Below are 23397 nucleotides of genomic sequence, written 5' to 3' on the forward strand. Positions count from 1 at the left end.
AATGTCAATTGTCAATTTTACTTCGTAAGTGAACGGTCAATTATTAAAATTAACAATTGACGATTCACCATTCACATTTTATCCTTCTCTCCATTCCTCAGGAATATCGCAAACCGGAATAGGATCCATTTTATGTTTGGCTGCTTTGTGCATTCTGTCGAAAATCAAAAATACTTCTTTGTCGCGACCTTCATAATCGTCGGCTGTTTTTGTTCCGTATTCTTTTTGAATTTTTTCTAATTCTGGATAACTTGCTCCGATTTGTTGCTCATCAGTTCTGTCAACATCCCAAAGTCCGTCGGTAGGAATGGCTTCCTGAATATTTTTAACCAGATTTAAAGATTTAGCTAATTTATAAACTTCAGTTTTATAAAGATCGGCGATAGGAGAGACGTCAACACCACCATCACCATATTTTGTATAAAAACCGATTCCGAAATCTTCTACTTTATTTCCTGTTCCGCACACCAAAAGTCCATTCAATTGACCGTAATAGTACAACGTAAGCATTCTCAAACGAGATCTTGTGTTAGCAAAAGCCAGTTTTTCGTTAGGATAAAGATCATCGTGAACATCGAAACTTTTATATAATTCTTCAAAAGCAGGGGTTAAATTCACAGACATGGTTTCTACATTCGGGAATCTTGATTTCAAATCATTCATGTGTTCCCAAGCGCGGTTTACCTGATCTTCTTTTTGACGGATCGGCATTTCAAATAATAAAGTTTTTAATCCCGTCATCGCTGCCAAAGTAGATACAACGCCGGAATCCACTCCTCCGGAAACTCCTAAAACATACCCATTTACCTTTGCTTTTGTAGCATAATCTTTTAACCAGTTTACAATATGATCTGTTACTTTTTGTGTCTGCATTGTTTATATTTTTTTTAAGTCTATTCTGAATTTCTTAGAATATTTTACTGTTTATATTTTTAAATCCGTTTTTGTGCATGTCATTCTCTTCTGAAACTTCGAGTGAAAATGAAATTCCAAAATTAGTAGTTTTTTTGATTCTAAACTTGAGATTTTTCCCTCAAAATCATGATTTTGAACTGTATTTTTCACGTTGTAATTCATACCAAAAACATGTTCCGTCAGGTTCGATAAATTCGCCTGTTCTTTCAAAGCCTAGTTTCTGTAAAATATGATTAGAACCATCGTTTTCAGAGTGAGCCATGGCGTAAATTATATCAATGTTTAAATCATTAAAACCATAATCCAAAGCAGCTTTTGCTGATTCCGTAGCATAACCTTTTCCCCAATATTCAGGTAGAAAACGATAGCCTAGTTCATAAATGTTGTTATAATCATTAATCTCTTTGGTTAAAAATTTTAATCCGCTCCAGCCAATTAATAAATTACTTTCTTTTTCAATCACAGCAAATCTACCAATACCATTGTCTTTGTATTGTTTTTGAATCATTCTGATAACGTCTTTCGATTGATTTACATCTTTTAGAACCGGAACACCAATATATTTCATTACTTTCGGATCGGAATCCAAAAGAAATAAACGTTCATAATCGTTTTCTTCAAGTTTTCTCAATATCAATCTTTCGGTTTCGAGTTGCATAGTTTTTTATGAATTAAAATTTGATTTATTGTTCTTTTTGTTCATCTACGAAAATAGTAACATCCATTTTTAAACCTTTTTTTATATCCGTTTCTTTCATCTTATTTCCTCCTAAATTCAAGGTTTGCATGTCTTTATTTAAAGAAATATCCAATTTTTGAAGTTGATTATGTTCAAGGTTTAATTTTCTTAAATTTTTCAGCGTACTTAGATCAATCGTCTTTAATTTATTTAAAGATAAAGTTAACTGATTAATCCTTGGTGCAACTCTGAACATGATATTTTCAATAGAATTATTGTCAAGATATAAAGATGTTAAATTCTGCACATTATCAGCTTCAAATTTAGAGATTTTACAGCCTGTGCATGAGAATAATTCTAATTTACTGAGATTTTTTATCGCTGCATTTGCAATCGAATTATCATCCAAAACGACCATCGTTGCATTTTTGAAGTAAACCAGATCATCAGTTGAAGTGATGCCTTTATTCACTAGAAATAAGTTGGTGATCGCTTCAGCTTCAAATTTACTAATGCCATTGTCTTTATTAATGTCAAAATTTTCTATAACCGCTTTTTCGAGGTTTTTATCCTTAAAAGTAAGGTTTTGACCAAAGAAAACAGCACATGTGAGACTTAAAATCGTTGTTATAAATATTTTATTTTTCATCATTTGGTTGTGTTTAAATCCGTATTTTTGTAAACTTAAATTTCATGTAAAAATAATGAAGATTTTTAGAACTATTGCACTTTCTTCACTCTTAGTTTTGAGTTTGAATTCTTGTAAGAAAGATGCTCAAAACCAATGGAATGTGGAAGTCAAAAACCCTGCCGAAAAAGTTGAAATTACTTATATTTCGAAACAATTTTATGATCCGAATGTAAGTTTAGATCAGTTTAAAACTCAATTTCCTTGGTTTCAGGGGACGGTCTCTGATGCAGATTTCGGAAAAAGAAGAACCGACGCTGGAGAAGTAAAATTGTATAAAGAAGCAATCGGTAAAATCGACCAAAATAAGCTTCAGAAAGAGCTTCAGGAATTGTTTTCTCATATTAAATATTATTTTCCTCAATTCAAAAGCCCGAAAGTATTTTTGTTTTCATCGGCTTTGCAGATGATTCAGGATCCTATTTTTTATGATGACAAAGGAAACCTTTTGTTCATAGATGTTACAGGTTTTATGGGAGACGGAAACCCTAATTATAAAGGGTTGGAACTGTATTTCCAGAAATCAATGAATCCTCAGAATATTGTACCAAAAGTTTCGCAGATTTTTGCTGAAAATGTGGTTAAAGAATCACCCGATCACCAAAAATTTATTGATCAGATCATTCTTAACGGAAAAATAATGATGGTTCAGGATGCATTTTTACCGAATTTTCCTGACTATCTGAAAATGAATTATACCAAAAAACAATATGACTGGACGGTGGCAAATGAAGCCAACATCTGGAATTATTTTGTTGAAAATAATTTAATTTTTGGGGATGATCACCGATTGGTAGAGCGTTTTATTGCTCCGGGGCCATTCTCTAAATTTTATACAGAAATAGACAATGAATCTTCTCCACAAGTCGGAATTTTCGCAGGATGGCAGGTTTGTAGAGCCTATTTTAAAGAAAAACCTGATACAAAACTTGTAGATTTCCTGAAAATGGATGCTACAACAATTTTTAATCAGTCAGGATATAAGCCGAAAGTTAAATAAGGCTGGAAGTTAGAAGTTAGAAGTTAGAAGTTAGAAGTTGCGCGAAAAGGCAACAGCAAAAAATAGAATTATTAGAAATATATAGAAAGTTATGAGAAAGACTCAAATTACGATAGACGTTGAATTAGATGAAAATCACATTCCGGAACTGATCACTTGGAATGCAGAAGATGGAGGTATTGAAAAAGAAGAAACTAAAGCAACGATGATTTCCGTTTGGGATGATAAAAAGATGGAAGCCTTAAGAATTGATCTTTGGACAAAAGAAATGCCTGTTGATCAAATGAAAATGTTTATGCATCAAATTTTACTTTCTCTTGGAAGTACCTACCAAAGAGCAACAGGAGAGGAAGATGTAGCACAATGGATCGAGCAGATCGCAGAAGAATTTGCGGTAAAATCTGCTATAAAAATGTAAAAAGCGATAAGCTGTAGGCAGTAAGCGGTAAGCTTTTTGCAGGCAGGTTAAGCTAAAAAAATATTTATTAATCATAATAAGCTAAAAGTAGTAAGTTATAAAGCTTATTGCCTAAAGCTTGAAGCCTAAAGCAAAAAATATGAATTTTAATACAAAAGTTATTCACGGAGGACAACATCATGAATCTGCAACAGGTTCTGTGAATGTTCCTGTATTTTTAACATCTACATTCGCACAAAAAAGTCCTGGAGTACATTCAGGTTATGAATATTCAAGAGCGGCAAATCCTACAAGACAGGCGTTGGAAGACTCTTTGGCAAGCATTGAAAACGGAGCAAGAGGATTGGCTTTCGGTTCTGGTTTGGCGGCAATCGACTGTGTTTTAAAATTATTAAATCCAGGCGATGAGGTTGTTGCAGTAGATGATTTGTATGGCGGAACATACAGAATGTTCACAAGACTTTTTGAAAAATATCAATTGAAATTTACGTTCGTGAATTTTGATGATGCCTCAAAAATCGCTGATGTTATTACAGATAAAACAAAACTGATCTGGATTGAAACACCAACAAATCCATTGATGAAATTGGTTGATATCAAGGCTGTTGTAGAAATTGCAAAAGGGAAAAATATCCTAGTTGCTGTTGATAATACTTTCGCGACACCTTATTTACAGAGACCGATTGATTTGGGAGCAGATATCGTAATGCACTCTGCAACGAAATATTTAGGAGGTCACTCTGACGTTATTGCCGGAGCTTTGGTTGCAAAAGATGCTGAATTAGGAGACCAACTTCACTTCATCCAATTTGCAAGCGGTGGAATTTTAGGACCACACGATTCTTATTTGGTGTTGAGAGGAATTAAAACATTGGCATTAAGAGTTCAGAGACATTCAGAAAACGGAATGGCAGTGGCAAAATATCTTGAATCTCATCCGGCAGTAAATAAAGTAATTTATCCGGGATTAGAATCTCATCCACAATATGAATTGGCAAAAGCTCAAATGAAAGACTTTGGAGGAATGGTTTCTTTCACTTTCAAGTCAGGTAAAAAAGAAGATGCTGTTAAGTTTTTAGAAAAAGTTAGAGTTTTCACGTTAGCAGAATCTCTTGGTGGAGTAGAATCTTTGGCTAATCACCCTGCTTTGATGACTCACGCTTCTATCCCTGCTGAAAAGCGCGCTGAACTTGGGATTACTGATGACTTGGTTCGTTTAAGTGTTGGAATTGAAGATGCAGAAGATCTTATTGCAGATTTAGAAAAGGCTTTTTCTTAAGAAAGTTTTTACCACAAAAGACACAAAAGAAATTATTAAGTTTAAGCATATTTAAATTAAAAGTTCACAAAACAGAAAATCAAAGATTTTCAAAAACTTAAGTGTACTTTTATGAAGAGTAATAATGAACTTTAAAATACTTAAGTGTAAAAGCTTTTGTATCTTTTGTGGTTAATTAAAAAATAAAAATAATGAGAAAGATTCAGATTTTAGTGCTGTTAATTTTAAGCCAAATTGCATATTCTCAGGTAAAAACCACCGATGAATTATACAAAACGGCAAAAAAATTAGACAGTTTGATATTCGATATCGGATTTAACAAATGTGATCTTTCTCATTATCCTTCTATTGTGAGTGATGATTTAGAATTTTACCACGATAAAGGCGGAATTACTTCTGGTGAAAAAGCTTTCACTGCTTCTATCAAAAATAATATTTGTGGTAATCCGAATAAAGTGAAACGTGAATTGGTTCCTAACAGTATGAAAGTCTATCCTTTATATAAGGATAATGTTTTATATGCTTTTATTGAAGAAGGTGAACATGATTTTGCTGAATTGAATAATGGAAAATGGAAGAAAGGAAGCCGTGCAAAATTCACTATTTTATGGATTTTGGATGGTAAAGACTGGAAAATGAAAAGAGTTTTAAGCTACGACCATCATTTATAATCAAGATGAAAAATACAAGAAAAGTCACCATTCAGGATTTGACTCAATTGGCTGAATTATTCGATCAATACAGAGTTTTTTATCATAAAGAATCTGATATTCCCGCTGCAGAAAATTTTCTAAAAGAAAGAATCGAGAATAAAGATTCCGAAATTTTTGTTGCCGAAGAAAATGGAAATTTAGTTGGTTTTGTTCAATTATTTCCAATATTTTCCTCCACAAGAATGAAGCGTTATTGGTTGTTGAATGATTTATATGTCAACGAAAACCACCGCGGAAAAGGCTATTCAAAAGAATTAATTGAAGAAGCCAAACAATTGGCAAAATCCACCGACGCTTGCGGAGTTTTGCTTGAAACAGGAAAATCCAACGACATCGGAAATCAATTATATCCGGCCTGTGGTTTCGAATTGTGTGATTCTGTGAACTTCTACGAATGGACGAACAATTCATAAATGATCATTGATAAATTATAAATGATTAAAGTAAGATTGCCATCAATTATCAATTATCGCTTATCATTTATCAATTATATTTTATTACTTATTACCCATATTAACATGACTGATTTTCAAAAATACGTTCAAAGATATTTAGACAATATTCCATCCGAAGATTGGTTGGGAGAATTGAAAATTTCCGGAGAAAAAACGATAGCTATTTATTCAAAACTTTCAGAAGAACAATCACTTTTTGCTTACGATGAAGGAAAATGGACTTTGAAAGAATTGCTCCTCCATTTATCAGACACAGAAAGAATTTTTCAATATCGAATTTTAGCATTTGCAAGAGGAGATAAAAATGAACTTTCGGGTTTTGATGAGGAATTGTATGCTAATAATTCTCTTGCTAACGAAAGAACTTTAGATTCTTTGTTGGAAGAATATAAACTCATCAGAAAATCTTCTCAGATTTTATTGGAAACATTGAATCCATCTGTTTTAAATAATATTGGAACTGCCAACGGAAACCAAATCTCTGTAGAAACCATCGGGAAGTTGATTGTTGGGCATAATATTCATCATTTGAATATTATTGAGGAAAGGTATTTGCTGAAGTTATGATGCGCCATTTAAAAAATAAATTAGCTTTAATAAGTTTATTAATTTTTATACTTTCTCTTTTCTTTAATGCTTTTAAAGTTAAAGATATGGGACAAATTAAAGATTATTCTTCATTAGAGGTTTTTCTTATTGGTCCAATCAGTTTTTTGGGAGGAGCTGGAAAAGAATTTTTTACTTGGACTGCAAATATTTGGTTTTTAATTTCTCTTTTCTGTGTTTTTAGAAGATATTATTTTATTTCAATTATTTCAGGATTAATTGCCTTTTTAATTTCCGGAACATTTATTTTTTATAAAGAAATTTTGGTTTCAGAAAGTGGAAGAATGGCGGATATTTATAGTTTAGAAATTGGGTATTATTTATGGTTAACTTCTATAGTGTTTATAATTTTTTCTTCGATTTATTTGAAAATAATAGATAGAATTAGTAATGCGAAAACTTAACAATTTAAATATTACAAGAAGCATTGAATCAAGAAAATTGATTACTGAAGAAAGTTGGTGGGACAAGTTTGATACGTTTACAAACTATTTTATGTTTTTGGCATTAATAGTATCATCAATATTAGCTTTGGGGTCTGTAAAATCTTCTGCTAATAGTGATTTGGAATATTTTCTATATGGTTCTGGGTTATTTTTTGGATTGTATGGATTTTACTGCAAATTCACAGAAAAACATTTGAAGGAAATAAAATTTACAATTCATAAAGAAGATGCAAAGCAAAGAATTCTTGAATATGGAAAAAAATATAATTATAGAATTTCCAAAATTTCAAATAATTTAATATTCTTAAATGAACCAACTAGTGGTTATACTTTGGGTAATTACGAAAAAACAATAATGATTTTCTTTAAAAATGAATCTATTCTTTATACCTTAATTAAGGAGGGTGCACGGTTAAATGTTCCAGTTCTATTTTCTCAACATATTGTTCGAATAGATTTAAAGAAAATATTGACGCAAGCCAAAATTAAAAACAAAACTAAAAAGAGCTATTTCAGTTTATTCTTTTTTAAAGATTAATTAAAAACAATGGAAAACATCATCAACATATTAAAATCCGGCGGAACCATCCTTTACCCAACAGACACAATCTGGGGAATCGGTTGTGACGCGACAAACATAGACGCCATCAACAAAATTTTTGACATCAAGAAGCGTGAAAAAAACAAATCTATGATTATTTTGGTGGAAACTGAAAAGAGATTACAGGATTTGGTAGACGTTCCGGAAATGGCTTGGGAAATCATGGACTTAAGTGAAAAACCGGTAACGTTGGTTTATGAAAATCCAAAAGGTTTACCGGAAGAATTATTAGCAGAAGACGGAAGCATCGGAATTCGTTTAGTGAAAAATGATTTCTGTAAAAAATTAATTACAAAATTAAATCGTCCTTTAGTTTCAACTTCAGCGAATTTCAGTGGAGATAAAAGTCCGTTGAAATTTTCGGATATATCAAAAGAAATTATTGATTTGGTAGATTACGCAGTGGAAGAAGACCGAGAGAAAGTCTCAAAATATTCAGGTTCATCTGTAATAAAAATATGGAGCGATAACAGAATAAAAGTTCTTCGCGAGTAAAAGAAAAGATTTTAATTATCTTTGCAAAATCATTCAACCATTAAGGCATTAAGAATATGAAGTCAGCGGCTTGATAAACTTAATTTCTTAGTGGTTTTACATTAGATAATGGTCGATAATTCTAGTATAATATGAATTCTGATTGTGAATCTAATATCTAAACTTTAAATTTTAAGCATCTAAAAAAATGTTCATTAATCTTAATCAAAATAAAAACTTAAAGCTTTTCAAAATAATCTCTGAAGTCGCGGACAAAAATAATCAGTCGGTATATATTGTCGGCGGATATGTTCGGGATCTTTTGATGAAAAGAAAAGCTTCAACAGATATTGATTTTGTTACCGAACAAAGCGGAATTGAGCTTGCCGAAAGTGTGGGCAAAGAAATAGATCCTAAAATGAAGGTTTCTGTTTTTAAAACTTACGGAACGGCGATGATCAGATACAAAGATCTAGAGCTTGAATTTGTAGGTGCAAGAAAAGAAAGCTACACCGAAAACAGCCGTAAACCGGAAGTAGAAGGCGGTACTTTGGAAGATGATCAAAAAAGAAGAGATTTTACCATTAATGCAATGGCGATCTCTTTAAACACAGATGATTTCGGAGAACTGATCGATCCTTTCAATGGTGTTGAAGATCTTGAAAAAGGGATTTTAAGAACACCTCTAGAGCCTGCTCAAACCTATTCTGACGACCCGTTAAGAATGATGAGAGCGGTACGTTTTGCTTCTACATTAAACTTTAAAATCGAAGAAAACTCTTTAGAAGCAATAAAGCAGGAAGCAGAGCGAATTAAAATTGTTTCCATGGAAAGAATAATGGTTGAATTTAATAAAATCATGCTTTCAGAAAAACCATCAATCGGTTTGACATTGATGGAAGAAACAGGATTAATGAAACTAATTATTCCTGAATTAATCGAACTAAAAGGAATAGAAGAAGTAGAAGGTCAAACTCACAAAGATAACTTTTACCATACATTGGAAGTTTTAGATAACATTTCTTTGAATACGGAAAATCTTTGGCTACGTTGGTCTGCATTGCTTCACGACATAGGAAAAGCACCAACAAAAAAATTCGTTGAAGGAACAGGCTGGACTTTCCACGGACATGAGTTTTTAGGTTCAAAAATGGTAAAAGCAATGTTTCAAAAATTGAAATTACCGTTAGGGCCAGACATGAAGTATGTTCAGAAAATGGTCAAACTTTCATCTCGTCCTATCGCTTTGATTACAGATGATGCTTCAGATTCGGCATTGAGAAGATTGTTGTTCGATGCTGGCGAAGATATGGAAGATCTTTTTACGCTTTGTAAGGCTGATATAACAACAAAAAATTCTAAAAAGCAGGAGCGATTCAAAAAGAATTTTGAATACGTTGCGGTTAAGATAAAAGAGGTTGAGGAAAAAGATCACGTTAGAAATTTCCAGCCACCCATTTCAGGAGAAGAGATTATGGAAATGTTTAATCTTAAACCTGGACGTGAGATCGGAATTTTAAAGGAAAAAGTAAAAGAAGCAATTTTGGAAGGCGAAATTCTTAATGATAAAGAAGAAGCTACAAAATTTGTGATCGCAGAAGCCGAGAAATTAGGTTTGAAAATGTAATTAAAAAACGTATAAAGTTTTAAAGAATATAAAAGCAATTGGAAATTATCCGGTTGCTTTTTTTGGCTAAAATGATAAAAAAATCCGGCCGTCTTTTCGAAGAGACGCCCGGATAAAAAACACAAATGATGAAAAAAAATAAAAATTTATATAGTATACGCCGAAGCGCAAATTTTAGTTTTTATAGAAACCGTTTGTTCCGATTCCTGTTGTGAAAGTTTTTAATAAAGAACCATTGGTTGCATTATAAACATTCACTTTACTGTCTGCGGTGAAACTTGCATCAGAGGCGAAAATTTTACCGTCAATTACATTAAATCCGTATAAATTTCCTGTTGTAGTCACAATAGGAGTTGTAGGAACACTTGTAGAACCTACAGTCATAGAATATATTTTGTTGCTGGAATTAGTGAAATAAAATTTATTACCATCAACTCTTAATTTCTGAGCTTGAGGAATTGCTGTCAACGTTGTAGTTGTATAGGTTCCTGTAGTTGAATTAATCTTATAGATATAAGAATTTGTATTGTCAGAGGCTAAAACGTAAGCATCTCCGTTATAAGAAATAAGGTCCCTGATGATTCCGTTGCTTGGCAAAGTTACGGTGTTGTCAACAACGTTTGTAGAAGGCTTTACAATCGTAATTGTGTATCCTGTTGGCAATTCGCTGTACGGAGGAGTAGATTCGTAGGTAACACCGTCAGTTTGTACTACGATATTTCCGCCAGCTTCAACTACTTTTTCTGCAGATCTTGCGAAACTGATGCTTTTTACAAAAGAATTGTCTTTGTTGTAAACGTTCAGTTTCATTACATCAAAAAAGTTATTGTTGGTTACGTAATATTGACTTCCTGAAAACGCAATATATCGCGGATTTTGAAGATTAGTCGTTACTGTAGCTTGTTTTTTGAAAGTATATCTGTTAACGATATCAATTTTGTTAGGTACGTTTGAAACCAGATAAGCTTTATCAGAATCAAAACCGATAGTCTGTAAAACGTTTCCTAAAACTTCATTATTTTTTCCTGAATAAATTTTGTTAGCTACTGCAGAAAGATCATTAGTTACAAAAGAAACCTCCGCTGTCGGAGTTGTAAATCCACCTTCGTTGGTGATAAGAATTCCATTTTCAAAGGTAGTTTCCAGAACTTCGTCGGTGCTGTCATTAGTACAAGAAACATTGAAAAGCAATGTTGCAGCAAATGCAAGAGTTAAAATTTTTCTGATATTCATTATATTTAATTATTTATTTAAAAATTGATATTCAAATTCACACTGTAGTTTCTCAGAGGCATCGGATAAAATGCTGTCGTTGCATATACTTGGTTAAAAATATTATTCACTTTAAAACCTACCGTATAATTTTTAAGAATCGTTGCAGAAACACCTGCATTCATTACGAAATAAGGTTCCAAAGCATCTTCTCTTTTTTCGTTGGTATCGGCATAAGTCAGCCCATTGAACATTCCCTGAACATACAATCTCATAAAGTCATATTGATAGTCAATATTTCCAAATAACTTATGAAAAGGAACGTACATCAACTGTTTATCAGTATCAAGATTGGTAGATTTAGTGTATGAATATCCTAAATTCGTTCTCAAATTATGCTTACCGAATTTTCTTTCATAATCGATTCTGGATTCAATTCCATAAGACTCAACTCTATTTGTATTGAAAGCTGAGTAATACCCTAGCGGGCTAGGCAGCCATTGGATCATATCTTTGATCTTCATATAATACGGAGTAACCGAAAGTTGTACGCCAGCAATATTAAACTGATTTCTCAATTCAAACTGATAAGATGTCTCTGGTTTTAAATCTTTATTTCCGCCCGGACTCCAGTAAAGGTCATTAAATGTTGGAAATCTGAAATTCCTTGAAGCACTGATTCCTACATCATACCAATTTGTAGCATTCCATTTTCCGGAAAATGAAAATTGAAGTGGCGAACTGATATCTTCAACAAAATCTTTTTTCACTCCTGCTTCAAAACGAAGATCTTTCGTCGTAAAATAACGTAATAATCCTGCTACAGAACCTACATTTCTACTTATATGATCGATTCCGGATGCATAACCTTCGCCTTTATTAACCTGAAATTCTGTAATTAAGTTGAAATTTAACTTTGGAACAATAAAATAATTAAAATCATTTTTCAGAATATAATTTTTCCCTGTTCCGCCACTCGTTTTTGGCCCGTTGATATTTCCGAAATATTGGAAATTTTCTTCTGTATAAGCCGCTTTAAATGAATTACTGAACTTAGTTTTATTCCAATCCCAAGAAATTAAACTTCTTACGTTTTGAGTTTCATATTTCGTCGGAGTCTGACTTTCAAAGAAAATAGGATAATGCTGATTTCCATTAAAAAACTCAGAGATCCAAGAGATTTGGTGATGAGGTGCTATTTTATAAGCTGCCGAAAAATTGAAATTGGTATTATTGTATTTTCCGTTTCTGTTGATATAATTATTTGAATTTTCCACTTCATAATCATTTTCACTAATAGAATAATGACCGGAAGCCTTAAAACTGAATTTCTCATTGCTGTAAGAAGCTTTGAGCAAATTATTAAAAGTACTGAAAGATGCCGCCTCAGAAAATAACGAAGCATGCGCTCCTCTGTTAAAATCCAGATTATTATTTAAATGGATGCTTCCGCCGATCGCGCCGCTGCCATAACTTACACTTCCTCCGCCTGATTTTACAATAAGCTGATCAAATCCGCCAAAAGGAATATTATTAACATCACCCTGACCCAAAAAGTTAGAGTTAATATTAATTCCGTTCCATACAAAGGCAGTCTGAGAGGCTGTTGTACCTCTGAAAGATGGCGAAGAAACCGCTCCACGACCATTTTCTTTGATATAAACAGCAGATTGAAAACGTAAAAGTTCAGAAAGATTGGTTGAATTTTTTTCAGCATCCTGAGGAGTGATGGTGGTAACGTTATGAAAAAGCTTAACCTTACTCATTTGGTTATCAAAAACATAAACGGTGTCTATGGTTTTCTCCTGTGCGAAAAGAAAACAACCATAAGACGAAAAAAGCAGTACTAAAGATCTTTTTATATCCATCACTATTTTACTTTTCCTCCGAAAGCAATCTATTTTTTTATTATGATTTTGGCAGGTCTCCTGACTTTCGCTTTTCTACACCTTCCCGTTTGCACAGTGGTTTTTCGTAGAAATTTCGGTTGCGATTTACAGTTGCGGGGACAGTTTGGGGGTCTCACCCAATTCCCTTTTCATTCCAATACACTGGAAACCAAAATTTTTGCAAAGATAATTTATTAAATTGAAATGCAAAATCGTAAAAGGTTTAATTAATTACCCATTAACAATTTTATTTATTTTTTAGAGCTATTTCCAGCTATCCACTATATCTTTTTCGCCCACGCTTTTTTTCAAAGCCATTTCAGAAAAAGGATGTCGTTCCTATCTGGGCTAGGGTTGCAATCACCAAGATAAAGTAGCAAGCAAAAAACGGGTGGCTTCGAGAACCTCAGCCACCCGTTTTCAGAAATTTATTACCTATTTTGCTAGATCGGACTTTCTCTTCCATTTGGTGGCTGAGGCTCTCGAAGCCACCAAATGGAAACTTTCAACCTTCGCTGAGTGAAACGCCTTTGCGAACGAAAAATATTCTCAATAATTTTAAAGAAAACCTTTGCGATCTTTGCGTTAAAAAAAAGCACTCACAAACTACAAAAACGTAGCATCAAAATAAAACGGCAACAAATCCTTAATAGAATTCACTTTCACGACAACATCATTCATGCTCGAAAAATAAAGATCAATATTTTCATTCTGCTTGGTTTCATATTCAATTAAGCTTTGTCGGCAAGCTCCACAAGGTGGAATCGGCGGATTTTTCTCATGAAATTCTCTCGGTCCGCCAACAATAAAGATCTTTTTAATCTTTTCATTCGGAAAATTCGCTGCTACCCAGAATAAAGTCGTTCTCTCGGCACAAAGCCCTGATGGAAAAGCCGCATTCTCCTGATTATTTCCGGAGAAGATCTCTCCATTCTCCAATAAAACCGAACAACCTACCAAAAAGTTGGAATAAGGCGCGTAAGCATTTTCCCTTGCTTGTTTTGCTCTGGCGAACAAAGTATTTTCTATATCGCTAAGTTCACTGCTATTTTTAAAATATTCGTAACCTATCTGTATGTCTTTTTTCATATATTGTGGACCTAAAAAAGGGGGATAAAATTACCTCTTTTTCACCAAGTGGGCAATATTATTTTGTCCTTCAAAATTTTAAATTAAAATTCAAAACATCAAACATGTTATACACTCCTATAAAATTCAGAAATGTTGAAGTAAAAAACAGATGGGTAATGTCCCCGATGTGTATGTATTCTTGTGAAAACGGGATGGCTAATGATTTCCATTACGTCCATTACGGAAGCAGATCGCAGGGCGGAACAGGATTAATTATAGTAGAAGCAACCGGCGTAGAACGCCGCGGAAGGATCACCAACCATTGTATGGGAATCTGGAATGACGAACAGGCTGAAAAACTTCAGAAAATTGTTGAGTTTGTTCACAAGAATTCAGACAGTAAAATAGGGATACAAATTGCTCATGCAGGAAGAAAAGGCTCAACTTGGAACAATTTGCAAATTCCCGTTGAAGAAGGTTGGGAAACCGTTGCACCAAGCCCGATTCCTTATCACCCAACAGAAAGAATTCCACATGTTTTAACAATAGAGGAAATCAAAGAACAAGTTCAAAACTTTAAAGAGGCAGCAAGAAGAGCGGTAAAAGCAGGTTTTGATGTGATCGAAATTCACGGCGCACACGGTTATTTGGTTCACCAGTTTTTATCTCCGCTTTCTAACATCAGAACAGATGAATATGGCGGAAGTTTTGAGAACAGAATCAGATTTTTATTAGAAATTGTAGATGCTGTAAATGAAGAATTAAATGAAAATGTTGCTCTTTTTGTAAGAATTTCCGGAACAGAATACGCTGAAAATGGCTGGGATATTGAAAGCAGTGTAGAATTGGCGAAAATATTAAAAAATCATTCAGTTGATTTGGTAGACGTTTCAAGCGGTGGAAATATTCATGGAGTAAAAATTCCTCTTTTTGATGGATATCAGGTTCCTCTTTCTTCTCAGGTAAGAAATGAAGCGGAAGTGAAAACCGGTGCAGTTGGTTTAATTAAAAAAGTAGAACATGCGGAAGAAATTCTTCAAAAAGGCGATGCTGATTTAATTTTTATTGCCAGAGAGATCTTAAGAAATCCATACATCGCAGTTCAGGGTTCGTTTGAAATGAAGGAAGAATGCTTTTTTCCACATCAGTATTTAAGAGCGAAAATTTCTTCTTAATTTTATACAATTAATATTTAAAAAAGATGAAAATAGAGGATTTCATGTTACCGTGCCCAAGCAAAAAGTTCTTAGGAATAGAATGTTTTGGCTGTGGTGCCCAAAGAGCTATTGTCATGGTTTTTGAAGGGAGATTCTCTGATGCTTTTCATATGTTTCCGGCTGTTTACACGCTTTTGATATTTTTATTTACCGTAGGAATAAGTTTTATTGATAAAAAAAGGAACTATGGAAATGTTTTAATTATAATGGCGATTATTAATTCAATTATAATGGTAATTGCTTATTTTTACAAACATTTTTATCTTAATTTGCACTAAAACATTAAAATTATAACTATGAATCAACAAAAATTACCAAATGCCACAGCGGTACTTGTATTAGGAATTGTATCTATCATCGGATGTTGTTGCTACGGAGTAGTAGGTATTATCACAGGGATTATCGGATTGTATCTTTACAAAAAAGATAACGAACTCTACAAGAAAAATCCAGATCTTTATTCGGATTACAGCAATTTGAATACAGGTAGAATATTATGTATCATTGGGCTTATATTAAGTGTTTTATACATTGCCTATTTGGTCGTGGTGATCTCTACATTAGGTTGGGATGCTCTGAAAGATCCTCAACTGATGCAGGAAAGAATCAAAGAATTAACGGGACAATAATTAAATCCTCAGATAAAACAAGAAAGACTGCAAATTGCAGTCTTTTTTTTGTGAAATATTTTAAGCTGGTTTTCTTTTAATAATCCAAAATTTGACATAATTGAAAACCTTTGCTGAGTGAAACGCCTTTGTGATCAAAAAATATCCTCAATCATTTAAAGAAAACTTGGCGCACTTTTGCGTTAAAAAAAAGATATTGGATTTTTATATTAATTGATCTGTAAATTTTTAATCTAAATTCACACAAAAGCGAAAAAGAATCGTAGAATTACTACAAAATATGAATCTACACGGTAAAAGCTTTCTGAATCGAAACCTGAAATATATCTTTGTTATACCAAAAATAAAAAATCATAAAATCTTTATTGATTAAAATTTACAGATATGGCAGCAAATTCAAGAGGAATCTTAAAATTCAACGGAAGCGAAGGTCAAAAACTATTAAGACTTAATTATAGTGTCGCAAGATCTACAGACGTTTCAGGACGTGTAGCATCAGACCCATCTAACGCAATTATCAAATTAACGATCGAAGCTACAGAAAAATCAGAAATTCTGGAAAGCTTACTGAACGGAAAATACAAGCCGACAAACGGAGAAGTTACTTTCAACAAATCTCATGAAGAAGGTACTTTAATCACTTTAAACTGGGAAAACGGTTACGTTATACAGCATGAAGTAGATTTCGACGCTGTAGACGAAAACAGTATGCTGATCAGCTTCGTGATAAGCGCAGAGAAAATCAATTACGGAAATTCTGCTTACGAAGGACTTTGGCCATCTAGCTAAGTCTCAAGAAGTAAGAAACACTTATAGAAGACTGTCCCTCAAGACGGTCTTTTTTTACCTGTAGTAGAAGTTTATTTTATAAAGCAAAAACGCAATTTGTCCTTTATAAATTTTCTTTGTTTGAATAATTTTTATAAATTTAAAAACATCACAATCACAAAATTATGTCTACCACACCTGAACAGGCGCGAGGCAATTCGTTTCGTCCTTCCCAAAATGCAGATGGAGTCTCTGAAAATCATCACACGGGAATCAACCGTTTGGTCAAATTATCTTTAGTAATTGAGGGTAAAGTGATAAAGTATTACAAGCATTTTAATTTAAAACAAAGTGCTCAGCGTCACCATGAGTTTACGCTTACTTTGGCTCACGATACTTTGGGAGACCGCCAGACACACACTTTAGAAGAAGCCAATAAATTCTTAGGAAAACGTTTAACAGCCGTTATTTCTTATAAAGATATTGATAAAAGCCCCGAAAGAACTTTTGTGGGAGTAATTACCGGAGTAGGATTCAGTCAGGAAAAGATGAGTCTTGGTAATATCGTTTTATCAGGTTACAGCCCTACAATTTTATTGGATGGAGCTCCGCATATTCAAAGTTTTGGAGGTGATAAACCTGTAAATATGGGCATCATCGCTGAAGAGGTTATCAAACAGGGAATTGATAAAGGTCGTTTTGATATCAGAATTGATACGAATGACTATTCTCAGATTATCTACAGCAGTCAGTACGACGAAACGCATTACAATTATCTGGCAAGAATGGCGGAAGCTTATGGCGAACAATTTTACTATGACGGCGAGGTTTTACATTTCGGAAAACTTCCTCCTCAAAATAAACCTATCAAAATTGTCTACGGAAGCAGCGCCAATGATATTAAAGTTGAATTGAAAGCGGTACACACCAAACCTCAATTCTACGGTTACAACAGCAATAAACATGAAAAACTGACTTCCGGAGCAACACCGATTCAGCATGTCAGCGATTTGGCAAAAACAGCTTACGAACACAACGATAAAATTTTTAAAACACCTTCTTTACGCATAGCTCCTGTGAAAGCATCAACACATCTTGATGTTGAATATTCTCAGAAAAGTACTTCAGGAAGTGAGGCGGTGAATGTTTTTAATTTATCAGGATCTACCACCGTTCCGTTTTTACATCCGGGTTGCGTGGTTGATGTTCAGATGAGAAAAGTTGATACTAATGAAAGCTCTTATTTCACTAAAATCATGGTCACGGAAACTGAACATGAAATTGATACTTTAGGACATTACAAAGGAAGTTTTAAAGGAATCGCTTCAGACACAGGATTTTTACCTAAACCAGAATTTACAGCTCCAAAAGCTGAACCGCAGATAGCAACCGTAATTTCAAATGCTGATCCGGAAGGACAGGGCAGAATTCAGGTGAGATTTGACTGGCAGACGAGTGAAACCACTCATTTTATAAGAATGATGAGCCCAGATGCTGGTGGAACAGACGAAATCACTCAAAACAGAGGATATGTCGCTATTCCGGAAGTTGGAGATCAGGTGATGGTGAATTTCGTTCACAATCATCCCGACAGACCTTTCGTAATGGGCGGAATGTTCCATGGAGCGGTTGGATTAGGCGGCGGAGTCAACAATCATTTAAAATCAATTCAAACCAGAAGCGGAATCAGAATTTTGATGAATGATGAAGAAGGAAGCGTAAATATCATCGATCCAAGCGGAAATTACTTCTTTATGGACGGTAAAGGCAATATTTCTGTCAATGCACCTAAAAACTTCACCTTAAAAGCTGGAGAAAATATCAGCATCACTGCCGGAAAAGAAATTTCAATTGATGCCGGAGAAAGTATTACAAGTTCGGCTAATGAGAATATTGTTTCCACTGCTGGAACAGATATTATGATGACGGCAACAGGCGATATCAAGGAATCTTCGGACACAAGAACCGAGATGGTGGAAAAGGAATTCAGAAGACAATCTGAAACTTCGAATGAAATTGCAGGAGAAATATCAATGTTCAGCGAAAAAGAAAATATGACCATGCAGAGTGGAAAAATTGTAGAATTCAACAGTGCCGAAAAATCTAAACTTTTCTAATCATGGCAATAAGAAAAACCGCAAAAAATATATTGATCAAGGTAAATGATTCCTACCATCTGAGTGTTGGTAAAAAGGTTGAAAAAATTGCAGAAAAGATCAATACAGAAGCTAAAAAAGGAAACCTTGTTTTGGCAAGCAACAAAAAGATAATGTCTCATGGGAACAAATAAATTTAAGTTCCTGATTCTTTTTGTTGTATGCAGTTTCTCGTTAATAAGTTGTCAAAATAAAAGAATGGAAGAAAAATATAATTGGTTAGGAACCGTTTCAGCCCCGCAGGAATATCCGATGGAAGTGTACAAAGGAGCCATTATTGCTGATGATTTCAGTTATGGTTTTGATGCCATTTGGGGAACTCAGAATACAGGTTGGGGAAATGAAGGAGGGACGATGAGTGTAGAAACAAGATTGATGGAAATTCCCAACAAATTAGAATTTACATGGTATTCTTTAGTTGAAAGAAAATTTTACACTGGGAAGTGGGATTTAGATAAAGAAAAAATAAATGATTTATTTAAAAAGGGTTTTATAGATCAGGATAATAATAAAAAAACTACCTACACCAATTTTATAGTTGGTTTGGCGCCAAAAGGAAGAGTTGTTTTGTGGATCAATGGCCCCGGAAATCAGACGGAAGTTGGTGCTTTTCAGGCTCATGATACGATTATTACAAAGGAAAAAGCATATGAAAATGCAAAATATATGTTGAAAGAAGGTTTTGCAGACAGAATGCTGGACGATCCTTCTTATGAAACATTTAAACCTGAAATAAGAGCAAAAATAAAAGAACAGGGCTATCCAAATCCTGATGTTTATGAAATTTACAGAGAAAGATATAATTGGAAACCTTCGGTAATAGTGCCTGAAGGCGGAGAATGGATCGATTTCGGATTTAATAATTACAACGGAGAACAGGAAAATCTTTTCGCAGAAAGCTTACATAATGATACCTATCAAAAAAGAGCTGTTCCAAAGTTCTGTGGTTTTTATTGGAGAGATAAAAGCAAAAACAGATATGCAGTCTGGATAGATTCTTTCGACGAAAAAGAAATTTTTGATCTTTTTCAAAAACTGGGAAAAGAGGAAAAGATAGATTTGGTGATTAAAGTTAATCCTGATAATACCAAAGCATCTCTGTCACTAAAGACCGAAAAACAGGAGCTTCCAATTACCAAGGCCAAGATCAGATTATCTCGTAAAATAGAATAATTTATCCTTATTCATCAATTTTAAAATAAGAAAGATGCACAATAATAAATTTGGAGATTATACACCAGAAGAAACCAAAGAGGAGGTCTTAGACATTACTCTCGGGATGTTTTTTGACGGAACCCTGAATAACAAAACCAATACCATCGAAAGAAGGGAAAAAACTGATGCATACAAGAAAAAAGGAGGAAATCCTACCGATAACAACAGTTACAATAACGATTGGAGCAACGTAGCACGTTTGTGGGACAATTACGATAAAAATTTTGGAATTTACATTGAAGGAATTGGTACAGATGATAAGGAAAAAGATTCAATGTTGGGGTATGCCTTCGGAACGGGACCTACAGGAATCCGCGGGAAAGTAAAAAAAGGCTGTGAAGAGATCGTGAAAAAAGTAAAAAATATCAAAAGCGCAAAAAAAGCAGATAAAATTGCGGTACTTACTTTTGATGTTTTCGGTTTCAGCCGTGGTGCTGCGGCGGCCAGAAATTTTGTTCATGAAATAGGAAAATCAAAATACAAAGCAACCTCAAGAACCTATTCAAACGAAGGAATGACGGTTACCGTTCTTTCCGACAGCGACGGTGACGGAGTAGAAGGTCAGGATCTTCCAAAATGGGGACATTTAGGACTCAAACTTCAGGAAGCCGGAATTGTAGTTGATGTGCTTAAAATCAGATTTTTAGGCATTTATGATACCGTTTCTTCTTATTCAAAAAGCTTTTCTGCTACACCGAATTTCCACAATGATGTTGAAGAATTAAGCTTAAATGATATCGGAAGAGCACAAACCGTAATCCATTTTGTGGCAGAAAACGAACACAGAGAAAATTTTGACCTTACCCACGTGCATGTAGGCACAGAAAGAACATTTCCCGGCGTACACTGTGACGTTGGTGGAGCCTACGAAGACGGAACCGAGACTTGGGAAGAAATTGAAACATCGTGGACAACCAGCACGAAATTAAAAGCATTAAGAAGCCAGCTTATCGCAGATGCCTGGTACAAAGAAGATCAGCTTAAAATTAACCCCGGATTTTATTTGACATTATCTGGATCGCGCGATTTGGTAAAAAGATACAGCTATGTTCCATTGCATTTTATGGCGGAATATGGCGTTCAGAAAACGGTTCCTTTAACGATTAAAAAATTGACTAACGAAAAATATTCTATTTCAGAAGATGCTTTGTTGGTAAGGGTAAAAGACCGTCTCAGATCTTATGCAATGGAAAACGGAAAACAATATACCTTCAAAAGATACAAAGAAGTTGAAAATGCTTACGGCGGGGCATCAATACCGGAACAGAAATATGCAGATTATCAGCGAGAAATGAAGGAGCAGGATGATTTAAGAATTCTTAGAAATAAATATCTGCACTGGTCAGCAAGAAGAGAAGGCATTGGAATGGATCCGACATCGGACAGAGTGAGAGTATTGCATTAATTTTTATTAAATGAAAAAACATCTGATTGTAAGAGTCGCATTATTATTAATAGGCTTTTTGTCGATATATATTTACGATAATTGGGATTCTTGGTTTAATCCTCAGCAGTTTAATATAGGAGGAAACAGCGGGATGTCAATTCCAATGGATCTTGTTTTGAATGTCTGCTGGATGGCGATATGGTGTCTTTTGCTTTTTATAGAATTAATTGTGAGCTTTTTTACATCAAGAAATAAAGAAAATAGAGTTACAAATATAATATTGATCATGGTGGGCATTATTTTACTAGCCATATATATTTTCAGTATTAAATAAAATCTGAGGATAAAATATTTATTTGCTAATCATTTATATGCAGAAATTTAACAAACATATCGTCCAAAAGAATGAAACTTTAAAAAGTATTGCTTTTCTGTACAATTTATCCGAGGATGCTTTAAAGTTATTTCATAATAACAATTGCGATGTAAAGGATATGATTCTGATTGATATTACAAGACAAATCGAGCTTTTTATTCCGAGGACAGCGATGGCGGATAAAAGCAGATTAGTCAATTTCGGTCGGGGAAACAGTTTGGTTTTTAAACCTGAAAATTCATTCTCGAAATATGGAGTTGTCATTAATATTGAAAACGGAAACAATAAAAATGAATTAAAATATGAAACCTCAGTACGTTGGTTGAAAACTGAAAACAAACTGCATTTTTTTGAAATAGAAAGAACTTCAAATTTATATCTGAATGAAGAAGAAGTAAACGAAATAGCCGATCTGCTGGCTTACAAAACGTCTAAAGTTTTGTATCCGTTACAAGTAAGCGTGGATGAAAAGGGGAAATTTAATGATATTGAAAATTTTTCGGTGTTTCAGGAAAGATGGGCAGGTGTAAAAGAAGAAGTTTATAAAGAATATGACGGCGAAACAGTAGATGAATATTGTCTTAAAATAGAGAAAATATTAAGTGAGCCAGATGCTTTAAGTTTAGTTTTAAAAAATGATTATTTCATTCGAACCTTGTTTTTCGGAATTTATCAGAGTTTTGGGCAAAGTTTTAAAATAGACGGAGTACAAAGTTTCCCGATTGTGAATAATTCGGTCGAACCAAATTATCAGATTGAGTTAGAAGTTGATCCGTTAAAAGATGAATATGATTTAATTAATATAGAAGGGAATGGGAAATTAAATGATGAAAGAAGTATCTATGATTTTATTAATAAAGCTCCTTTTTCATTAATTATAGAAGATAATCCGAAAATGAATAATGAAGGAAGCTGTAGAATAGTCCATTATCTGAACGGAGAAAATTTACTTCCAGAATCCATTTATTTGGAATGCAGTATTATGCTGCAGGAGGAAAAAAAGATTGCTGTAAGCATTGCAGTACTCGATGAAAATTAGAATTATCAAATCACAAAATATAAAATAAAATGGCAGAAAAACATATTGTAGTACAAGGTGCTATGTGCAAATGCCAGTTCGGACAGGCTCCGGATAAGCTTAAAGTGCTTACCCATAAGAAAGAATATGCCAATGATAAGGATGCCTCCAAGAAACTTATTGTCACCACAAAAGAAATAGGGGCGGCTACATTTGAAAAAAATACTTTCGGAAACTGTACAAAAATGGGAGTTCCACCACCACCATGCAAAATAATGGTTACCGAGTGGCAGAATTTTTATGATAAAGTACAGCTTAGTAACGGAGGATATGTTATTCTGGAAGACAGCAAAGCAATTTGTGCAATTGCCGGAACTCCATGCATTGAAATTATAGATAACGGACAAAGGGCTGAGGCCTGTCAGCAAAATTTCAAAAATGCGGATAAAGATGTGCAGCAGCAGATCAATCCGTTGGTAGATTCTGAAAGTATGCAGAAGAAAGAAATGATATACGACACTTCAGGAGATGCAACTAAACAAACTCTAAGCTAACTCA

Annotated in this window: 27 protein-coding genes and 1 riboswitch; of the genes, 21 read left to right on the top strand and 6 right to left on the bottom strand. The window is 33.9% G+C overall.

Translation table 11 applies throughout. From position 1 onward, the window contains the following. Positions 1 to 78: 78 nt before the first annotated feature. From nadE to A0O34_RS14560, 3 genes are all read right to left on the bottom strand, one after another. A complete protein-coding gene (nadE, locus tag A0O34_RS14550) occupies positions 79 to 873 on the bottom strand; it encodes an NAD(+) synthase (RefSeq protein ID WP_066755870.1) in 795 nt (264 codons plus the stop codon). Between the two features lie 166 nt (positions 874 to 1039). Then, positions 1040 to 1573, bottom strand: coding sequence for a GNAT family N-acetyltransferase (locus tag A0O34_RS14555; RefSeq protein WP_185097264.1), 534 nt, complete (start codon positions 1571 to 1573; stop codon positions 1040 to 1042). 25 nt (positions 1574 to 1598) lie between these two features. Then, a complete protein-coding gene (locus A0O34_RS14560; RefSeq protein ID WP_066755873.1) occupies positions 1599 to 2246 on the bottom strand; it encodes a leucine-rich repeat domain-containing protein in 648 nt (215 codons plus the stop codon). A 52-nt stretch (positions 2247 to 2298) separates the two neighbouring features. Between A0O34_RS14560 and gldB the strand changes: the two genes are divergently transcribed. The 10 genes from gldB to A0O34_RS14610 all read left to right on the top strand — a co-directional run bounded on the left by gldB (position 2299) and on the right by A0O34_RS14610 (position 9901). Further along, positions 2299 to 3282, top strand: coding sequence for a gliding motility lipoprotein GldB (gene gldB, locus A0O34_RS14565; protein WP_082891170.1), 984 nt, complete (start codon positions 2299 to 2301; stop codon positions 3280 to 3282). 91 nt (positions 3283 to 3373) lie between these two features. Further along, positions 3374 to 3700: a gliding motility protein GldC gene (gene gldC, locus A0O34_RS14570; protein ID WP_066755876.1), complete on the top strand. Its 327-nt coding sequence runs from the start codon at positions 3374 to 3376 to the stop codon at positions 3698 to 3700. A 139-nt stretch (positions 3701 to 3839) separates the two neighbouring features. After that, positions 3840 to 4979, top strand: coding sequence for a cystathionine gamma-synthase (locus tag A0O34_RS14575; RefSeq protein ID WP_066755879.1), 1140 nt, complete (start codon positions 3840 to 3842; stop codon positions 4977 to 4979). Positions 4980 to 5170: 191 nt separating this feature from the next. Then, the gene (locus tag A0O34_RS14580; protein ID WP_066755882.1) at positions 5171 to 5650 is read left to right on the top strand and encodes a nuclear transport factor 2 family protein; all 480 of its coding nucleotides are present in this window, start codon (positions 5171 to 5173) and stop codon (positions 5648 to 5650) included. A 5-nt stretch (positions 5651 to 5655) separates the two neighbouring features. Next, positions 5656 to 6105 (top strand): GNAT family N-acetyltransferase, encoded by a 450-nt coding sequence (locus A0O34_RS14585; protein ID WP_066755885.1) that lies wholly within the window; start codon positions 5656 to 5658, stop codon positions 6103 to 6105. Between the two features lie 21 nt (positions 6106 to 6126). Further along, entirely contained in the window at positions 6127 to 6714 is a 588-nt protein-coding gene (locus A0O34_RS14590; protein WP_228394299.1) for a DinB family protein, read from the top strand. Next, positions 6711 to 7157: a hypothetical protein gene (locus A0O34_RS14595; RefSeq protein WP_066755890.1), complete on the top strand. Its 447-nt coding sequence runs from the start codon at positions 6711 to 6713 to the stop codon at positions 7155 to 7157. The genes A0O34_RS14590 and A0O34_RS14595 overlap by 4 nt, the downstream gene beginning before the upstream one ends. 37 nt (positions 7158 to 7194) lie before the next feature. Next, the gene (locus A0O34_RS14600; protein ID WP_157886028.1) at positions 7195 to 7737 is read left to right on the top strand and encodes a hypothetical protein; all 543 of its coding nucleotides are present in this window, start codon (positions 7195 to 7197) and stop codon (positions 7735 to 7737) included. A 9-nt stretch (positions 7738 to 7746) separates the two neighbouring features. Beyond that, a complete protein-coding gene (locus A0O34_RS14605; RefSeq protein ID WP_066755900.1) occupies positions 7747 to 8295 on the top strand; it encodes an L-threonylcarbamoyladenylate synthase in 549 nt (182 codons plus the stop codon). 187 nt (positions 8296 to 8482) lie between these two features. Beyond that, complete coding sequence (locus A0O34_RS14610; RefSeq protein WP_066755902.1) at positions 8483 to 9901, top strand: CCA tRNA nucleotidyltransferase; 1419 nt, start codon at positions 8483 to 8485, stop codon at positions 9899 to 9901. Between the two features lie 174 nt (positions 9902 to 10075). Here the strand turns inward: A0O34_RS14610 and A0O34_RS14615 are convergent, their stop codons facing one another. The 3 genes from A0O34_RS14615 to A0O34_RS14625 form a co-directional block, all read right to left on the bottom strand. Further along, on the bottom strand, positions 10076 to 11134 hold the full coding sequence (locus A0O34_RS14615; protein ID WP_066755906.1) for a DUF5074 domain-containing protein: 1059 nt from the start codon (positions 11132 to 11134) through the stop codon (positions 10076 to 10078). Positions 11135 to 11151: 17 nt separating this feature from the next. Then, positions 11152 to 12981, bottom strand: a complete 1830-nt coding sequence (locus tag A0O34_RS14620) for a TonB-dependent receptor plug domain-containing protein (protein ID WP_066755909.1) — start codon at positions 12979 to 12981, stop codon at positions 11152 to 11154. Positions 12982 to 13014: 33 nt separating this feature from the next. Next, positions 13015 to 13191, bottom strand: a riboswitch (cobalamin riboswitch). A gap of 417 nt (positions 13192 to 13608) precedes the next feature. Further along, on the bottom strand, positions 13609 to 14091 hold the full coding sequence (locus A0O34_RS14625) for a cytidine deaminase (RefSeq protein ID WP_066755912.1): 483 nt from the start codon (positions 14089 to 14091) through the stop codon (positions 13609 to 13611). A gap of 104 nt (positions 14092 to 14195) precedes the next feature. On the opposite strand from A0O34_RS14625, the gene A0O34_RS14630 reads away from it, so the two are divergent. From A0O34_RS14630 to A0O34_RS14675, 11 genes are all read left to right on the top strand, one after another. Further along, entirely contained in the window at positions 14196 to 15248 is a 1053-nt protein-coding gene (locus A0O34_RS14630) for an NADH:flavin oxidoreductase/NADH oxidase (RefSeq protein WP_066755914.1), read from the top strand. Between the two features lie 26 nt (positions 15249 to 15274). After that, a complete protein-coding gene (locus A0O34_RS14635; RefSeq protein WP_066755916.1) occupies positions 15275 to 15568 on the top strand; it encodes a DUF2752 domain-containing protein in 294 nt (97 codons plus the stop codon). Between the two features lie 18 nt (positions 15569 to 15586). Continuing rightward, positions 15587 to 15919 carry a CCC motif membrane protein gene (locus A0O34_RS14640; RefSeq protein WP_066755918.1) on the top strand — a complete coding sequence of 111 codons (333 nt, stop codon included), beginning with the start codon at positions 15587 to 15589 and terminating at the stop codon, positions 15917 to 15919. 384 nt (positions 15920 to 16303) lie between these two features. Beyond that, entirely contained in the window at positions 16304 to 16708 is a 405-nt protein-coding gene (gene tssD, locus A0O34_RS14645) for a type VI secretion system tube protein TssD (RefSeq protein ID WP_066755921.1), read from the top strand. Positions 16709 to 16872: 164 nt separating this feature from the next. Continuing rightward, complete coding sequence (locus A0O34_RS14650; RefSeq protein ID WP_066755924.1) at positions 16873 to 18804, top strand: type VI secretion system Vgr family protein; 1932 nt, start codon at positions 16873 to 16875, stop codon at positions 18802 to 18804. 2 nt (positions 18805 to 18806) lie between these two features. Then, positions 18807 to 18977: a hypothetical protein gene (locus tag A0O34_RS22370; protein ID WP_157886029.1), complete on the top strand. Its 171-nt coding sequence runs from the start codon at positions 18807 to 18809 to the stop codon at positions 18975 to 18977. Between the two features lie 64 nt (positions 18978 to 19041). Next, on the top strand, positions 19042 to 20016 hold the full coding sequence (locus A0O34_RS14655) for a DUF2931 family protein (protein ID WP_228394300.1): 975 nt from the start codon (positions 19042 to 19044) through the stop codon (positions 20014 to 20016). 34 nt (positions 20017 to 20050) lie between these two features. After that, positions 20051 to 21463 carry a T6SS phospholipase effector Tle1-like catalytic domain-containing protein gene (locus A0O34_RS14660; RefSeq protein ID WP_066755930.1) on the top strand — a complete coding sequence of 471 codons (1413 nt, stop codon included), beginning with the start codon at positions 20051 to 20053 and terminating at the stop codon, positions 21461 to 21463. 10 nt (positions 21464 to 21473) lie between these two features. Continuing rightward, positions 21474 to 21779, top strand: a complete 306-nt coding sequence (locus A0O34_RS14665) for a hypothetical protein (RefSeq protein ID WP_066755933.1) — start codon at positions 21474 to 21476, stop codon at positions 21777 to 21779. A gap of 37 nt (positions 21780 to 21816) precedes the next feature. After that, entirely contained in the window at positions 21817 to 22860 is a 1044-nt protein-coding gene (locus tag A0O34_RS14670; protein WP_066755936.1) for a hypothetical protein, read from the top strand. A 29-nt stretch (positions 22861 to 22889) separates the two neighbouring features. Then, complete coding sequence (locus A0O34_RS14675) at positions 22890 to 23393, top strand: DUF4280 domain-containing protein (protein WP_066755939.1); 504 nt, start codon at positions 22890 to 22892, stop codon at positions 23391 to 23393. Positions 23394 to 23397 lie beyond the last annotated feature (4 nt).

The organism is Chryseobacterium glaciei (assembly GCF_001648155.1).
Classification (GTDB): domain Bacteria; phylum Bacteroidota; class Bacteroidia; order Flavobacteriales; family Weeksellaceae; genus Chryseobacterium; species Chryseobacterium glaciei.

Coding starts and splice junctions, on each gene's coding strand:
- nadE (WP_066755870.1), bottom strand. CDS start 873: ATGCAGACACAAAAAGTAACAGATCATATTGTAAACTGGTTAAAAGAT.
- A0O34_RS14555 (WP_185097264.1), bottom strand. CDS start 1,573: ATGCAACTCGAAACCGAAAGATTGATATTGAGAAAACTTGAAGAAAAC.
- A0O34_RS14560 (WP_066755873.1), bottom strand. CDS start 2,246: ATGATGAAAAATAAAATATTTATAACAACGATTTTAAGTCTCACATGT.
- gldB (WP_082891170.1), top strand. CDS start 2,299: ATGAAGATTTTTAGAACTATTGCACTTTCTTCACTCTTAGTTTTGAGT.
- gldC (WP_066755876.1), top strand. CDS start 3,374: ATGAGAAAGACTCAAATTACGATAGACGTTGAATTAGATGAAAATCAC.
- A0O34_RS14575 (WP_066755879.1), top strand. CDS start 3,840: ATGAATTTTAATACAAAAGTTATTCACGGAGGACAACATCATGAATCT.
- A0O34_RS14580 (WP_066755882.1), top strand. CDS start 5,171: ATGAGAAAGATTCAGATTTTAGTGCTGTTAATTTTAAGCCAAATTGCA.
- A0O34_RS14585 (WP_066755885.1), top strand. CDS start 5,656: ATGAAAAATACAAGAAAAGTCACCATTCAGGATTTGACTCAATTGGCT.
- A0O34_RS14590 (WP_228394299.1), top strand. CDS start 6,127: ATGATTAAAGTAAGATTGCCATCAATTATCAATTATCGCTTATCATTT.
- A0O34_RS14595 (WP_066755890.1), top strand. CDS start 6,711: ATGATGCGCCATTTAAAAAATAAATTAGCTTTAATAAGTTTATTAATT.
- A0O34_RS14605 (WP_066755900.1), top strand. CDS start 7,747: ATGGAAAACATCATCAACATATTAAAATCCGGCGGAACCATCCTTTAC.
- A0O34_RS14610 (WP_066755902.1), top strand. CDS start 8,483: ATGTTCATTAATCTTAATCAAAATAAAAACTTAAAGCTTTTCAAAATA.
- A0O34_RS14615 (WP_066755906.1), bottom strand. CDS start 11,134: ATGAATATCAGAAAAATTTTAACTCTTGCATTTGCTGCAACATTGCTT.
- A0O34_RS14620 (WP_066755909.1), bottom strand. CDS start 12,981: ATGGATATAAAAAGATCTTTAGTACTGCTTTTTTCGTCTTATGGTTGT.
- A0O34_RS14625 (WP_066755912.1), bottom strand. CDS start 14,091: ATGAAAAAAGACATACAGATAGGTTACGAATATTTTAAAAATAGCAGT.
- A0O34_RS14630 (WP_066755914.1), top strand. CDS start 14,196: ATGTTATACACTCCTATAAAATTCAGAAATGTTGAAGTAAAAAACAGA.
- A0O34_RS14635 (WP_066755916.1), top strand. CDS start 15,275: ATGAAAATAGAGGATTTCATGTTACCGTGCCCAAGCAAAAAGTTCTTA.
- A0O34_RS14640 (WP_066755918.1), top strand. CDS start 15,587: ATGAATCAACAAAAATTACCAAATGCCACAGCGGTACTTGTATTAGGA.
- tssD (WP_066755921.1), top strand. CDS start 16,304: ATGGCAGCAAATTCAAGAGGAATCTTAAAATTCAACGGAAGCGAAGGT.
- A0O34_RS14650 (WP_066755924.1), top strand. CDS start 16,873: ATGTCTACCACACCTGAACAGGCGCGAGGCAATTCGTTTCGTCCTTCC.
- A0O34_RS22370 (WP_157886029.1), top strand. CDS start 18,807: ATGGCAATAAGAAAAACCGCAAAAAATATATTGATCAAGGTAAATGAT.
- A0O34_RS14655 (WP_228394300.1), top strand. CDS start 19,042: ATGGAAGAAAAATATAATTGGTTAGGAACCGTTTCAGCCCCGCAGGAA.
- A0O34_RS14660 (WP_066755930.1), top strand. CDS start 20,051: ATGCACAATAATAAATTTGGAGATTATACACCAGAAGAAACCAAAGAG.
- A0O34_RS14665 (WP_066755933.1), top strand. CDS start 21,474: ATGAAAAAACATCTGATTGTAAGAGTCGCATTATTATTAATAGGCTTT.
- A0O34_RS14670 (WP_066755936.1), top strand. CDS start 21,817: ATGCAGAAATTTAACAAACATATCGTCCAAAAGAATGAAACTTTAAAA.
- A0O34_RS14675 (WP_066755939.1), top strand. CDS start 22,890: ATGGCAGAAAAACATATTGTAGTACAAGGTGCTATGTGCAAATGCCAG.